13 protein-coding genes are annotated in these 13856 nt (G+C 68.8%); 6 read left to right on the top strand and 7 right to left on the bottom strand.

Features of this window, described 5'->3' with window-relative positions; genetic code table 11:
• Positions 1-18: 18 nt before the first annotated feature.
• From grxD to RGD00_RS04575, 4 genes are all read right to left on the bottom strand, one after another.
• The gene (grxD, locus tag RGD00_RS04560) at positions 19-378 is read right to left on the bottom strand and encodes a Grx4 family monothiol glutaredoxin (RefSeq protein ID WP_310456108.1); all 360 of its coding nucleotides are present in this window, start codon (positions 376-378) and stop codon (positions 19-21) included.
• Between the two features lie 31 nt (positions 379-409).
• Positions 410-646, bottom strand: coding sequence for a BolA/IbaG family iron-sulfur metabolism protein (locus tag RGD00_RS04565; protein ID WP_310456109.1), 237 nt, complete (start codon positions 644-646; stop codon positions 410-412).
• A gap of 70 nt (positions 647-716) precedes the next feature.
• The gene (gene purL, locus RGD00_RS04570) at positions 717-2879 is read right to left on the bottom strand and encodes a phosphoribosylformylglycinamidine synthase subunit PurL (protein WP_310456110.1); all 2163 of its coding nucleotides are present in this window, start codon (positions 2877-2879) and stop codon (positions 717-719) included.
• 543 nt (positions 2880-3422) lie between these two features.
• Positions 3423-4316, bottom strand: a complete 894-nt coding sequence (locus tag RGD00_RS04575) for a LysR family transcriptional regulator (protein WP_310456145.1) — start codon at positions 4314-4316, stop codon at positions 3423-3425.
• Between the two features lie 205 nt (positions 4317-4521).
• Here RGD00_RS04575 and RGD00_RS04580 point away from each other — a divergent pair, with 205 nt between their 5' ends.
• The 6 genes from RGD00_RS04580 (at position 4522) to RGD00_RS04605 (ending at position 9328) form a co-directional block, all read left to right on the top strand.
• Positions 4522-5334, top strand: coding sequence for a glutamate racemase (locus tag RGD00_RS04580; protein WP_310456111.1), 813 nt, complete (start codon positions 4522-4524; stop codon positions 5332-5334).
• Positions 5335-5338: 4 nt separating this feature from the next.
• Positions 5339-6319: an SdiA-regulated domain-containing protein gene (locus tag RGD00_RS04585; RefSeq protein ID WP_310456112.1), complete on the top strand. Its 981-nt coding sequence runs from the start codon at positions 5339-5341 to the stop codon at positions 6317-6319.
• A gap of 337 nt (positions 6320-6656) precedes the next feature.
• Positions 6657-7685 carry an N-acetyl-gamma-glutamyl-phosphate reductase gene (gene argC, locus RGD00_RS04590; RefSeq protein ID WP_310456113.1) on the top strand — a complete coding sequence of 343 codons (1029 nt, stop codon included), beginning with the start codon at positions 6657-6659 and terminating at the stop codon, positions 7683-7685.
• A 6-nt stretch (positions 7686-7691) separates the two neighbouring features.
• Complete coding sequence (ccmE, locus tag RGD00_RS04595) at positions 7692-8144, top strand: cytochrome c maturation protein CcmE (RefSeq protein ID WP_310456114.1); 453 nt, start codon at positions 7692-7694, stop codon at positions 8142-8144.
• Between the two features lie 54 nt (positions 8145-8198).
• Complete coding sequence (locus RGD00_RS04600; RefSeq protein ID WP_310456115.1) at positions 8199-8810, top strand: holin-associated N-acetylmuramidase; 612 nt, start codon at positions 8199-8201, stop codon at positions 8808-8810.
• Positions 8801-9328 (top strand): holin family protein, encoded by a 528-nt coding sequence (locus RGD00_RS04605; RefSeq protein ID WP_310456116.1) that lies wholly within the window; start codon positions 8801-8803, stop codon positions 9326-9328. The genes RGD00_RS04600 and RGD00_RS04605 overlap by 10 nt, the downstream gene beginning before the upstream one ends.
• 17 nt (positions 9329-9345) lie before the next feature.
• Here RGD00_RS04605 and RGD00_RS04610 read toward each other — a convergent pair whose 3' ends face one another.
• The 3 genes from RGD00_RS04610 to RGD00_RS04620 form a co-directional block, all read right to left on the bottom strand.
• Positions 9346-10434, bottom strand: a complete 1089-nt coding sequence (locus RGD00_RS04610; protein ID WP_310456117.1) for an alpha-hydroxy acid oxidase — start codon at positions 10432-10434, stop codon at positions 9346-9348.
• Positions 10431-11114: a Fe2+-dependent dioxygenase gene (locus RGD00_RS04615; RefSeq protein ID WP_310456118.1), complete on the bottom strand. Its 684-nt coding sequence runs from the start codon at positions 11112-11114 to the stop codon at positions 10431-10433. The genes RGD00_RS04610 and RGD00_RS04615 overlap by 4 nt, the downstream gene beginning before the upstream one ends.
• Positions 11115-11387: 273 nt before the next feature.
• Positions 11388-13649, bottom strand: coding sequence for a TonB-dependent receptor (locus tag RGD00_RS04620; RefSeq protein WP_310456119.1), 2262 nt, complete (start codon positions 13647-13649; stop codon positions 11388-11390).
• Positions 13650-13856: the final 207 nt, after the last annotated feature.

Below are 13856 nucleotides of genomic sequence, written 5' to 3' on the forward strand. Positions count from 1 at the left end.
CCCCCGCCTGTCCGGGCCTCAGGCGTTGGCGGCGCGGATCTGGTCGGCCTTGGCCTTGTCGTAGGTCACGCCCTTGGCGTCGAACAACTGGTCCAGTTCGCCCGAAAGCGTCATCTCGGTCACGATGTCGCAGCCGCCGACGAATTCGCCCTTGACGTAAAGCTGCGGGATCGTCGGCCAGTCGGAGAAGTCCTTGATCCCCTGACGGATGTCGGCATCCGCCAGCACGTTCACGTCGAGGTAGTCGACCCCCATGAAGTTCAGCACCCCCGCCACGCGGGAAGAAAACCCGCATTGCGGCATCATCTTGGTGCCCTTCATGTAGAGCACCACGTCATTCTGGGCGATCATCTCGCGGATCTGGTCTTGCGCGCTCATATGCTGTCCTCACGGTTGGCCCCAGGGGGCATCACTCCGGTGCTTTCGTCGTCAGGGCGAGCGCGTGCAGCTCGCCGTTCGCGCCGTCCATCTTGCCCTTCAGGGCGGCATAGACGGCGCGTTGCTGCTGCACGCGGTTGAGGCCCCGGAAGGATTCGTCGATCACCTCGGCGGCGAAATGGGCGCCGTCGTCGCCCTGCACCATGATCGTCGCATGCGGGAAAGCTTCCCGCAGCAACCTTTCGATATCCTCAGCTTGCATCGCCATCTCAGGTCGTCCCCATCTCTGGTTTTCCCAGATGTAGAGCCTCCCCGGGGGGGCTGCAAGCCCGCGCGGGTCAGGCGACGGCGCGGGCGAAGGCGCTGCGGTAGAGGGCCGACAGTTCGGCCAGCGGCGCCTCTGCGGCGCCAAGCCGCACCGTATCGCCGCCGAAACGGCCCACCACCGCGACGGGCACCCCCGCCGCCGCCCCGGCCGCGACCAGCGCGGCCGCGTCGGTTGCTGTTGCGGCGACCAGATAGCGGGCCTGATCCTCGCCGAACAACTGGCCGATGTCGGCGGGATCGAGCGTGACACCCATCCCCGCGCCCTCGGCCATCTCGAAGGCCGCCAGCGCAAGGCCGCCGTCCGACAGGTCGGTGGCCGCGCGCACCAGCGCCCGGTTGGCCAGCAGGAAGTCGCCATTGCGCCGTTCCGCCGCAAGGTCCACCGGGGGCGCATCGCCCTCTTCGCGGCCCCACATTTCGGCCAGCAGGGCGGATTGCCCCAGATGCCCCGCCGTCGCCCCGATCAGCACCGCCGCGTCGCCCGCCACCGGCAGCGCGCCGATGCGGTCGTCCAGATGCGCCAGCAGGCCGACGCCGCCGATGGTCGGCGTCGGCAGGATCGGCTGGCCGTCGGTTTCATTGTAAAGCGACACGTTGCCCGACACGATGGGGAAATCCAACGCCCGGCAAGCTTCGCCGATGCCTTTGATGGCGCCGACGAACTGGCCCATGATCTCGGGCTTTTCGGGGTTGCCGAAGTTGAGGTTGTCGGTCGAGGCGAGCGGCGTCGCCCCCGCGGCCACAAGGTTGCGCCAGGCCTCTGCCACCGCCTGCTTGCCGCCCTCATAGGGGTTGGCCTTGACGTAACGGGGGGTCACGTCGCTGGTGAAGGCCAGCGCCTTGTCGGTGCCATGCACCCGCACGAGGCCCGAGCCGAGCCCCGGCGTGCGGATCGTATCGGCCAGCACCATGCTGTCGTATTGTTCCCACACCCAGCCCTTGTGCGCGTAGGAGGGCGAGCCGATCAGCGCCCGCAGCGCGTCGAGGGCATCCACCGCCGGGACGGGGCCGAGCGGGGCGGGGATGGGCGTCTCGATCCACGGCCGGTCGTATTCCGGCGCGCTGGACGACAGTTTCGACAGCGGCAGGTCGGCCTTCACCGCATTGCCGTGCAGGATCAGAAAGCGGTCCTCGGCGATGGTCTCGCCCACGATGGCGAAATCGAGGTCCCATTTCTCGAAGATCGCCCGCGCCTCGGCCTCTTTCTCGGGCTTCAGCACCATCAGCATGCGTTCCTGGCTTTCGGACAGCATCATCTCATAGGCCGTCATCGCTGCCTCGCGGCAGGGCACGCGGTCGAGATCGAGCCGGATGCCGAGCCCGCCCTTGTCGCCCATCTCCACCGCCGAACAGGTCAGCCCCGCGGCGCCCATGTCCTGAATGGAAATGACGGAATCCGAGGCCATCAGTTCGAGGCAGGCTTCCAGCAGGCGTTTTTCGGTGAAGGGGTCGCCGACCTGCACGGTGGGGCGCTTTTCCTCGATCGTCTCGTCGAATTCGGCGCTGGCCATGGTCGCCCCGCCCACCCCGTCGCGCCCGGTCTTGGCGCCGAGATAGACCACCGGCATGCCGACGCCCGATGCGGCGGAATAGAAGATCCGGTCAGCGTCGGCCAGTCCGGCGGCAAAGGCGTTCACCAGACAGTTGCCGTTGTAGCTGCGGTGGAACCGCACCTCGCCGCCCACGGTGGGCACGCCGAAGGCGTTGCCGTAGCCGCCGATCCCCTCGACCACGCCCTTGACCAGATGCGCGGTCTTGGGATGCGCGGGTTCGCCGAAGCTCAGCGCGTTCATCGCCGCGACGGGCCGCGCGCCCATGGTGAACACGTCCCGCAGGATGCCGCCGACGCCGGTCGCGGCGCCCTGATGCGGCTCGATGTAGCTCGGGTGGTTGTGGCTTTCCATCTTGAAGATGACCGCCTGCCCGTCGCCGATGTCGACCACGCCGGCATTCTCGCCCGGTCCGCAGATCACCTGCGGCCCGGTGGTATGCAGCGTGCGCAGCCATTTCTTGGACGACTTGTAGGAACAATGCTCGTTCCACATCGCCGAGAAGATGCCGAGTTCGGTGAAGGTCGGTTCGCGCCCGATGATGTCGAGGATGCGCGCGTATTCGTCGGGCTTGAGCCCGTGGGCTGCGATCAGGTCGTCGTCGATCCGGGGCTCTTCGCGCATGATGGGGCCTTCCGCTGCCGCAATTCCAGCGCCTTTTACGCAGTCCGGGGGCAGGGGGGAAGGCCCATCTGCATCGCGCCCGCCGGGCCCGGCCCGGTTCGCGCCGCGCCGCAGAAACGGGCGGCGGTGCCCAGGGATGCGCAAATGGAGGGCAAGGACGCGCGGGGCCAAAAAAAAGGCCGAGCTTTCGCTCGGCCGAAGTCCAACAGGGAGGTAGAAGATGACGAGAGCGGATCGTCGTCGCCTTCTGAGGGTGGATTTAGGCCCTCGGGCGATTCCGTTCAAGCCCAACTTTGCCGCAGGTGCAGCATGTCAGCTATGCGCCTTGGGCATGGCTTGTCCCGTCATGGGGGTACACAGGCGAAATCCGCCGCGCCCGGCCCTGCGGTGGGCGCCGGGGGCCAGCCCCCGGACCCCCGGAGTATTTGGGGCAAGATGAAGCCGCAAGCGCACCGACCGCCATTCACTTTCTGTCCCTAAATATCCCGGGGGTCCGGGGGCTGGCCCCCGGCGCCCACGGCAAGGCCGGGCCTGCGGGCGGGATCACTCGCGCCGGTTGCGGCGGAAGGCGATGACCTCTTCGGTCACGAAGTCGCGGAAAGCGGCGACGCGGCGGGAATGGCGCAGTTCCTCGGGGTAGGCGAGGAACACCGGCACCTCGACCGATTCCACATCCGGCAGCACCCGTTCCAGATGCGGGAAATCGTGCAGCAGGTAATCGGGCAGCACGCCGACGCCGAGGTTGTTCAGCACCCCCTGCAGCACGCCGAAGTAGTTGTTCACCTTCAGCGCCGACACCGCGTCCTGCGCCAGCAGGATCTGCACCAGTTCCGCCCCCGCCGCGACCTGCGCCGCGCCCGTCTGCTGGCAGATGATCCGGTGGTCGCGCAGGTCCGACAGCTGGGTCGGGCGGCCGCGGTCGTCCAGATAGTCGGGCGTGGCGTAAAGGCGCATGCGCACGCTCATCAGCCGCTTGCGGATGAGGTCGGCCTGGCTCGGCTCCTTCATCCTTATGGCCACGTCCGCCTCGCGCATCGGCAGGTCGAGCACGCGTTCCTCCAGCATGAGGTCGAGCGTCACGTCGGGGTAGCTGTTGTAGAAGGACGCCAGCCGCGGCACCAGCCAGAGCGTGCCGAAGCCGGTGGTGGTCGTCACCTTCAGCTCGCCCATCACCTCGTCGTCGGCATCGCGGATGCGCGCGGTCGCGGCATCGAGGCGCTTGGCCATCGACTGGGTGGCGTCGAACAGCAATTCGCCCTGTTCGGTCAGGATCAGCCCGCGCGCGTGGCGGTGGAAGAGCGTGGCGTCGAGGCTTTCCTCCAGCGCGCGGATCTGCCGGCTGACCGCCGATTGCGACAGGTGCAGCACGTCGCCCGCATGGGTGAGGCTGCCCGCATCCGCGACCGCGTGGAAAATGCGCAGCTTGTCCCAGTCCATCATGCGTTTCGGTTTCCTCTGCCATGCATGTGCTGCAAGTCACATAGGCGGCCCTCTGCCGTGTTGCAAATGAAACCGCGCGGCATGTGCGCCTATGCGCGGTGGCGTGATCGGCGGGCGATTTCGGCGCAGAAAATGGCGGCGGCCCGATGGCGTTTTTCCCTGCGCGGGCGTAGAGATGGGCGAGGCGGTACGGGATGGGCGCATGGCGGTTGGCGTTTTCGATTCGGGTCTGGGCGGGCTGACGGTGCTGGACGCATTGGTGAAACGGCTGCCCGATGTGCCCTTCGTCTATCTGGGCGACAATGCGCATGCCCCCTATGGCGTGCGCGACGCCGACGACATCTTCCGCCTGACCTGCGCGGGGGTGGAACGGCTTTGGGCCGAGGGCTGCGATCTGGTGATCCTGGCCTGCAACACCGCCTCCGCCGCGGCGCTGAAGCGCATGCAGGAAAGCTGGATCCCCGCCGACAAGCGGGTTCTGGGCGTGTTCGTGCCGCTGATCGAGGCGCTGACCGAACGCAACTGGGGCGACAATTCCCCCCCGCGCGAGGTGGCGGCGAAACATGTGGCGCTGTTCGCCACCCCGGCCACGGTGGCGTCGCGCGCGTTCCAGCGGGAGTTGGCCTTCCGCGCCATCGGCGTGGATGTCGAGGCACAGCCCTGCGGCGGCGTGGTCGACGCGATCGAGCAGGGCGACGAGATCCTGGCCGAGGCGCTGGTGAAAAGCCATGTCGAGGCGCTGTTGCGCCGCATGCCGCATCCCGAGGCGGCGATCCTCGGCTGCACCCATTATCCGCTGATGGAAGAGGTGTTCCAGAAGGCGCTCGGCCCCGGGGTGCGGGTGTTCTCGCAACCCCGGCTGGTGGCCGAGGCGACGGCGGATTATCTTGCCCGGCGGCCCGAATTCCTCGGCCGGGGCGTGGTGTCGCGCCATCTGACCACGGGCGATCCCGACAGCGTGTCGGCCAAGGCGACGCAGTTCCTGCGCCGCCGGATCGACTTCGAGGCCGCCTGACCCCGTGCCGGTCGATGCCGCCATTGCCCCCCTGCCGCGCCGCCGCTGGCGGCGGTGGCTGCGCCGTGCCGGGATCGCGGCGGTGCTGGTGGTGCTGGCCGCGGTGGCGGTGCATCTGCGGGTGGTGCCCTTCGTCTGGTACTGGGGCATGATGCAGCTGAACGCGTCCGACTGGCGCGACCGGGCGATCTGGCTGCCGGATTATCGCGTCGCGCTGGATGCGGCGCCGGTCGCGGGCGTGGCCTCGAACCTGTCGGGCCTGACCTACAGCGCCGAGACGGGGACGCTGTTCAGCGTCGTCAACCGCCCGCCGCTGGCGGTGGAACTGTCGCCCGACGGGCGGCTGTTGCGCACGCTGCCCATCCGCGGCGCGGGCGACCCCGAGGGCATCACCCATGTCGCGGGCGACCGGTTCATCGTCGTGGACGAGGACAGCCAGACCTTCACCTGGGTGCGCATCGGCCCCGACACGGCAGAGATCGTGCTGGACGGCGCGCCGCGCTTTTCGCTGCACATGGACAAGCGCGACAACATGGGGTTCGAGGGCGTGTCCTGGGACGACCGCACCGGACGGCTCTTGATCGTGCAGGAGATGCTGCCCCTGCGCGTGCTGGTGGTCGAGGGGCTTGCGGGGCTGGTGGCGGGCGGGCCGATGGCGCTCGACATCTGGGAATGGGCGCCCTCGGATGCCTCGCGGCTGTTCATGCGCGATCTGTCGTCGATCACGCTGCACGAACCGACGGGCCATGTGCTGCTGCTCAGCCATATGTCGTCGATGGTGGTGGAATATGCCGCCGACGGCACGCCGGTCAGCATCCTGCCGCTGGTGCGCGGGGCGGCGGGGCTGTCGGCCACCGTGCCGCAGGCGGAAGGGATCGCCATGGGCCCGGCGGGCGAGATCTTCGTGGTGTCCGAACCGAACCTCTTCTACCGTCTGGAACGCACGCATCCTGCGCCGTGGATGGGGGCGGGGCAGGGCGGGTAGGCCGGACCGGCTGGCGCACCACCGCCGGGCCGGGCGGGATCAGGAAACGCACCGCGTTTCCCCCGCCCGTTCGCGCGAGGGTGCCACTGAAAACCGTGCCGCCCCAGACCCGAGAGGCCAGCGCCTGCCCCGGCGGGCGAGAAGCGCCCGCCATGGGCGGGGCGGGCGCTGGCCGGGGGCTTTGGGCCCCCGGCCGGGGCAACGAAACCTGAATCGCGATGGCGAAGGCACGCGCCTTCGCCAGCCCGCGCGGCAGGCCCGCTACCAGGCACGTTTTTCCCTTGCCCCGCGGCGCGGGCTGGCCCATCAGTCGGCCATTCAGCAAGGGAAACGCGCCATGACCCATCGCATCGCCATTCTCGGGGCCTCGGGCTATACGGGGGCCGAACTCATCCGCCTGATCGCCACCCATCCGGGGATGGAAATCGTGGCGCTGTCGGCCGACCGCAAGGCCGGGATGGAAATGGCCGAGGTGTTCCCCTTCCTGCGCCATCTGGATCTGCCCCGGCTGGTGAAGATCGAGGACATCGACTTTTCCGGGATCGACCTGTGCTTCTGCGCGCTGCCGCATGCGACCACGCAACAGGTGATCGCGGGCCTGCCGCGCGGCCTGAAGATCGTCGATCTGTCCGCCGATTTCCGGCTGCGCGACCCGGCGGCCTATGAAAAATGGTATGGCCAGCCCCATGCGGCCATCGAGGTGCAGAAAGAGGCCGTCTATGGCCTGACCGAGTTCTACCGCGAGGAGATTCGGGCCGCCCGGCTGGTCGCGGGCACCGGCTGCAACGCCGCCACCGGGCAATATGCGATCCGCCCGCTGATCGAGGCGGGGGTGATCGACCTTGACAATATCGTGATCGACCTCAAGGCGGGCGTGTCGGGCGCGGGGCGCAGCCTCAAGGAAAACCTGCTGCATGCCGAACTGTCGGGCGGGACGCACAGCTATTCGGCCGGGGGCAAGCACCGCCATCTGGGTGAATTCGATCAGGAATTCAGCAAGATCGCGGGCCGCCCGGTGCAGGTGCAGTTCACGCCGCATCTGATGCCTTTCAACCGCGGCATCCTCGCCACGGTCTATCTGCGCGGCGCGGCGCAAGACATCCACGCCGCGCTCGCCAGCCGCTATGCCGCAGAGCCCTTCCTGAGGGTGCTGCCTTTTGGCGCACTCCCCTCGACACGCGACATCGCAGGGTCCAATTTCTGTCATATCGGCGTGATCGGGGACCGCATCCCGGGCCGCGCCGTGGTCGTCGCGGTGCTGGACAACCTGTGCAAGGGGTCCTCGGGCCAGGCGATCCAGAACGCCAACCTGATGCTGGGGGCGGAAGAGACCGCGGGCCTGATGCTGGCCCCCGTCTTTCCGTAGGGACATATGAAGGGCCTGAAGAAAAAACGCCGGATCCAGATCATTCTCGCCGCCTTTCTGGCGCTCGCGGTGTCCACCGGGCTGGTGGGCTATGCCATGCAAGACGGGATCAACTTCTTCCGTTCGCCCAGTCAGGTGGCCGAGGCGCCCCCGCCGGAAACCGAAACCTTCCGCCTTGGCGGGCTGGTCGAGGAAGGCAGCCTGATCCGCGGGCAGGGCGAGGCCGTGACCTTCCGCGTGACCGATGGCGGCGCCACGATCCCGGTCAGCTTCACCGGCGTGCTGCCGGATCTCTTCGGTGAAAACCAGGGCATGATCGGCACCGGCAAGCTGGTGAAGGGCGTCTTCGTCGCGCGCGAGATCCTCGCCAAACATGACGAGACCTATATGCCCAAAGAGGTCATGGACGCGCTGAAGGAACAGGGCGTCTACAAGGACCCGAACGCTGGCGAGACCTGATCTTAACCTCTTTTCATGAAGCTTTCCCGCAGGTTCACAACATGCGGGAAGCCCATGAAGACCGTTCAGCAGATCGCCCAGGAAATCGTCGCCCGCGAGGGCGGCTTCGTCGACGACCCCGATGACCCCGGTGGGGCGACCAACCACGGCGTGACGATCCACACGCTGCGCCGTCTGGGAATCGACCTCGACCGCGACGGGGCGGTGACGGCGGCGGATGTGCGCCGCCTGACCGCGGCGCAGGCGGTGGAAATCTATGTCGAACATTACTACCGCCGCCCCGGCATCGCCGCGCTGCCCGAGGCCATCCAGGCCAGCGTGTTCGACATGTATGTCAACGCCGGGTCCAACGCGGTGCGGCTGTTGCAGCGGCTGCTAAGCAAGATGGGGCAGGACACGGCGGTGGATGGCGTGATCGGGCCGCAGACGATCCGCAATGCCCATCGCGCCGCGCAGATGGCACCCGACCATTTCGCCGATGCCTACGGGATCGAGCGGCGGAACTACTACTACGCGCTGGCCGATGCCCGCCCCGCCAGCCGCAAATACGCACGGCGCCGCGACGGCGGCAAGGGCGGCTGGATCACGCGGGCAGAGGCGTTCATCTCCACCCGGTTCCATCTGTCGGATGCCGAACATCGCGAAAGGGTCGCGGCATGGGCGTGATCGGCGGCATGATCGGGGCGGCGCCCGCGGTGGCGGCCATAGGGGCGGCGGTGCGCGATGTGGCGGGGGCGTTCAGTCCCCATGCCACGCGGGCGATGGAACTGTCGGCGGGCGCGCAGCAGGCGGCGCTGGCGCAGCATGCGGCGGAATTCGGGCTTGCGCGCGGGGGCTGGTTCGACGGGGTGGTGAACGGGCTGAACCGCCTGCCGCGGCCCCTGCTGGCGCTCAGCACCATCGGGCTTTTCGCCTATGCGATGGCGGATCCGCCGGGGTTCGCGCGGCGGATGGTGGCGCTGGCGCAGGTGCCCGAGCCGCTCTGGTGGCTTCTGGGCGGGATCGTGTCGTTCTATTTCGGCGCGCGCGAGGCGTTCTATTTCCGCCGCCGCCAGACGGTGGCCGCCGCCGCCGCCCCGCCGCCGTTCGAGCCGGAACCGGAAGATGACGAGGACCGCCCGGTGAAGGTGAAGGGCACCAATCCCGCGCTGAACGCCTGGCAGCAGTCGGGCGGCATGCCCTGACGCCCCGGCCCCGGGGATCAGCGCCAGATCACCCCGGGGCCGATGTCGGCCAGGGTCGGGCAGCCGGTCAGCGTCATCGCGACCTCCAGCTCGGTGCGCAGGATGGTCAGCACATGCGCCACGCCCGCCGCACCGCCCACCGCCAGCCCGCACAGCACCGGCAGCCCCGTCAGCACCGCATCCGCGCCGAGCGCCAGCGCCTTCAGCACATCCGTTCCCCGCCGGATCCCGCCATCGGCCAGCACCGGCACCCGGCCCGCCACCGCCGCCGCCACGCGCGGCAGCGCCTCGATACTGGCGGGCAGGGTGTCGAGCACGCGGCCGCCGTGGTTCGACACGATCAACCCGTCCACCCCCGCCGCCAGCGCCGGTTCCACGTCCCGGGGCGACAGGATCCCCTTGACCAGCACCGGCAGCCGGGTTTCGCCCTTCAGCCAGGCGATGTCGGACCAGCGCGGCGCCGCATCCAGCAGGCCCAGGAACACCGGGCTCTGCCCCGGGCCCGCGCGCGATGCCGGGGCGGCGAAGCCGCGCAGGTTCACCGCCTCCACCCCCGGGGGCAGGCGGAACCCGGCCCGCGCCTCCTCGTTGCGCAGCCCGTTGATCGCCGCATCCGCCGTCACCACCAGCGCGCGACAGCCCGCATCCTCGGCGCGGCGCACCAGCGCCAGCGTGTCCTCCCGCCGCGGCTGCATGTAAAGCTGGAACCACAGCGGCCCGTGCGCGGCGGCGGCGATCCGGTCCAGCGCCACGCTCGCCTGGCAGGACACCACCATCGCGCTGCCCACCGCGCCGGCGCCCAGAACGGTGGCCAGTTCGCCCTCGCCGTGCAGCAGGCGGTGAAAGGCGGTGGGGGCGACGAGGATCGGATGATCCAGATCCATTCCCAGCAACCGCAGCCGCGTATGCGCCCCCCGCATGTCGGCCAGCACCCGGCCTTCCAGCCGCAGCGCGTCGAAGGCCGCCCGGTTCGCCGCGCGCGTGATCCCGTCCGCCCCCGCACCCCCGACATAGGCCCAGACATCGGCGGGCAGCCGCGCCCGCGCATGGCGTTCGTAATCCGCCAGCGCCACCGCGTCGGGCGGGATCGGGCCCGCCTGCGTCACAGGTCCGACCAGGCGCGGATCAGGTTGTGGTAATGCGCGGTGATCCCCGTCACCGCCGGGTCGTCGTCGGGCAGCATCGAGCGGATGCGCATGATCGACATGTCCAGATCGTAAAGCATGTGGCGCTGCCAGTCGTCCTTCACCATCGACTGCGCCCAGAAGAACGAGGCCCACCGCGACCCGCGCGTGACCGGCGTCACCGAATGCAGGCTGGTCGCCGGATAGACCACCGCATGGCCCGCGGGCAGCTTGACCCGGTGTTCGCCATAGGTGTTGTGCACCACCAGCTCGCCCCCGTCGTAATCCTCGGGCGGGGTCAGGAAGATGGTGGTGGACACATCGGTGCGGATGCGCTGGCCGGTGCCGGGGATCACGCGGATCGAGCCGTCCACATGCGCACCGAAGGTCATGCCTTCGTCATAGCGGTTGAACATCGGCGGCAGCACATGCAGCGGCAGCGCGGCGGTGGAATAGATCGCGCTGCGCCCCAAGGCCCGCAGCACGATGGTCGACAACTCCCGCGCCTCGGCGCTGTCGATGGGCACCTGGAGGTTGTTCTTGACCTTGACCGCCTGGTCCCCCGCGGTGACGCGCCCGTCCACCCAGGGCGTGCCGTCCAGCACCTGGCGGATATAGGCGACCTCTTCGGGGGTCAGGATGTCGGGGATGGTGACGAGCATGGCGGGCTCCGGCTGTTGCGGCTCGGGCCGGACCATAGCGCCGCGCGCCCCGTATGGTAAGCGTTTTTGTCAGGTAATCCGGGGCCAACTGTCGCAGACCCGTATGCCATCGAAGAACGCCCCCTTCATTTTCTGTCCAAAAATATCCCGGGGGTCCGGGGGCTGGCCCCCGGCCCTGACCCAACCACCCGCACGAACCGCAGGAAGGATACCCCGAAAGCAAACGGGCGGCCCCCGCGAAGGGGCCGCCCGCGGCCGGTCCGGGAACCGGGATCAGAAGCGGTAGTTGACCTTCAGCGTCGCCGCGCGCCCGGGGGCGCGGTTCGCGAACAGGCCCACATGCGAGGCATCGTAGAGCCGTTCGTCGAACAGGTTGGTGACGTTCAGCTGCAGGTCGGCCTTCTCGTTGATCTCGTAGGCGGCGAAGGCATCCACCCGCCATTGCGAGGGCAGGATCGCGGTATTGGCCGCGTTCAGGAACCGCTTGCCGGTGAAGGTCGCCCCGCCGCCGAGCGTCAGGCGGTCGGTGACGTCATAGGTGGTCCACAGGCTGAAGCTGTGCCGGGCGACGAACTGCAACTGGTTGCCGTTGTCCGGGTCGGCCACGCCGCCGACGAAGCCGCCATCCACCAGCTTGGCGTCGGTGAAGGCATAGCCCGCCGAAATGCCCCAACGGTCGTTGATCTGCCCGGCCGCGCCCAGTTCGAACCCCTGCGCGCGGCTGTTGCCGATCAGCGCCACGTTGCCGAGCGGGTCGAGCGCGCGCTGGTTGGTCTTTTCGGTGTGGAAGACCGCCGCGGTCAGCAGCAGCCGTTCGTCGAACACCGCCCATTTGGTGCCGATCTCGATGCTGCGGTTCTTTTCCGGCTCGAGGTTGGCGTTGTTGGCGGTCAGCGTGCAGGCCGCCGCGCCGTCGGCGCCGCCGGCCATCGTGGCGCATTCGCCCGAGGGGTTCGACGAGGTGCCGAAGGACAGGTAGATGCTGCCGTTCGGCGCCGGCTTGTAGACGAGGCCGAGCGAGTAGTTGACCATGTTGTCGGTGCGCCCGAAGGGCGTGTCCGGCACCCCGCCGACGGTGCCGTAGGTGTTCACCTCGTAGCGGTCGAAGCGCAGGCCGAGGTTCAGTTCCCACTGCGGGTTGAACGTCATCGTGTCGAAGACGTAGAGCGCGCGGGTGTCGGTCGTGGTGGGCAGGCCGAAGGGGCCCCAGACCGGGGCGCCGGTGACGGGCGTCAGCGGATCGGGGTTGAAAAGATCGGTCGGCGGCACGGTATAGCCGCCCGTCAGCGAGGCCGAGGACAGCTTGTCCCGCGTCAGTTCGATCCCCACGGCGAAGTCGTGCTGGATCGTGCCGGTGTGGAAGGTGCCGGTCAGCGCGGTGGTGAAGGCCACGCCGCGGTTCTTCTTGCCGCCGCTGCGCAGGTCGCGCGCCACCTCGCCGGCCGCGTTGATGGTCGGGCGGGTGACCTGGTAGAACTGTTCCGAGCCGATCCAGGTCAGCGCGGATTCGAGCCGCAGGTTGTCGCTGAACTCATGCTCGAACTTCAGCTGCGCGCTCTGGTTCGTGACCTCGCGATGGTCGCGCAGGACGGAGCCGTAGAAGTTTTCCGCGCGCATGGATTCGAGCGGGCGAAAGGGATCGGCCAGCGTGCCGGTGCCGAAATCCGTGCCATGGGTGGCGACATAGTTGGCGTTCGCGAAGGGCACGCCCAGGTCCGGCGTCGTGTCGGCCTTGGTATGCAGCACGTTGAACGACAGCTTGCTGCCCTCGCCGAAGCGTTTGGACAGGGCGATGGCGATGCCGCGGCGGTCGTCCTTCAGATAGTCGCGTCCGGGCACGCCCGAATCCTGCGCCATCAGGTTCAGCCGCGCGGCCAGCCCGTTGCCGAGGTCGTAGTTGCCGTCATAGGTCAGCCGCGCATGGCTGGCATTGCCGGCGGTGGCCGACAGGTGATGGAAGGTCTCGCCCTCATGCGCCTGCTTGGACACCAGGTTGATCGACCCGCCGGTGGACCCGCGGCCCGAATAGGCGCCGCCCGGGCCCTTGGCGATCTCGACCGATTCGACCGCGAAAGCCTCCTGGCTGGTGCGGCCGAGGTTGCGCACGCCGTCGACCATCATGTCGGTCGCCGCCTGGAAGCCGCGCACGAACATCCGGTCGCCGAGCGGCGTGCCGCCCTCGCCGGAACCGAGCGTGACGCCCGGCGTGGTGCGCAGCACCTCGAGCACCGAGGTCGCGCCGCGCTCCTCGATCTCGCGCTGGGTGATGATGCTGATCGTCTTGGGCGTGTCGAGCAGCGGCGCGGTCAGCTTGGACGAGGACCCTTCGGTCACGGTCAGGTTCGTCGCCGGATCGGGCCGGGCCTGGAGCGTGATCGGGTCGAGCACGGTGGTTTCCGGCTGCTGCGCGGTCTGGGCATGGGCCGGGGCGGCGACCGCGGCGGAAATGGCCAGCACCGGCAGAAGCCCGAGCGTGGTGCGGATCTGCGCGGGGGTCTCGGCGGCGCCGGTCTGCGGGGGGCGGGATGTGGTCACGGGAACTCCTGTTGCAAGCGCTCCCACCCCCGGCGGCGGGCGCCGGGGACAGGATGGTGTCGTCACGGGGGTAGCTGGCTTGCGGCTGGCTGGGGCATTTGGCCGCGGGACCGCAGGCCGTTATCCGGCGATTGGGCCAGCGGGGGGCGTCTGTCAATACCGTTGCGACAGAAACAGTCGGAAATACCGGCGCTGTGTCGCACCACC

This window comes from Ruixingdingia sedimenti (genome assembly GCF_031432425.1).
Taxonomy (GTDB): domain Bacteria; phylum Pseudomonadota; class Alphaproteobacteria; order Rhodobacterales; family Rhodobacteraceae; genus Ruixingdingia; species Ruixingdingia sedimenti.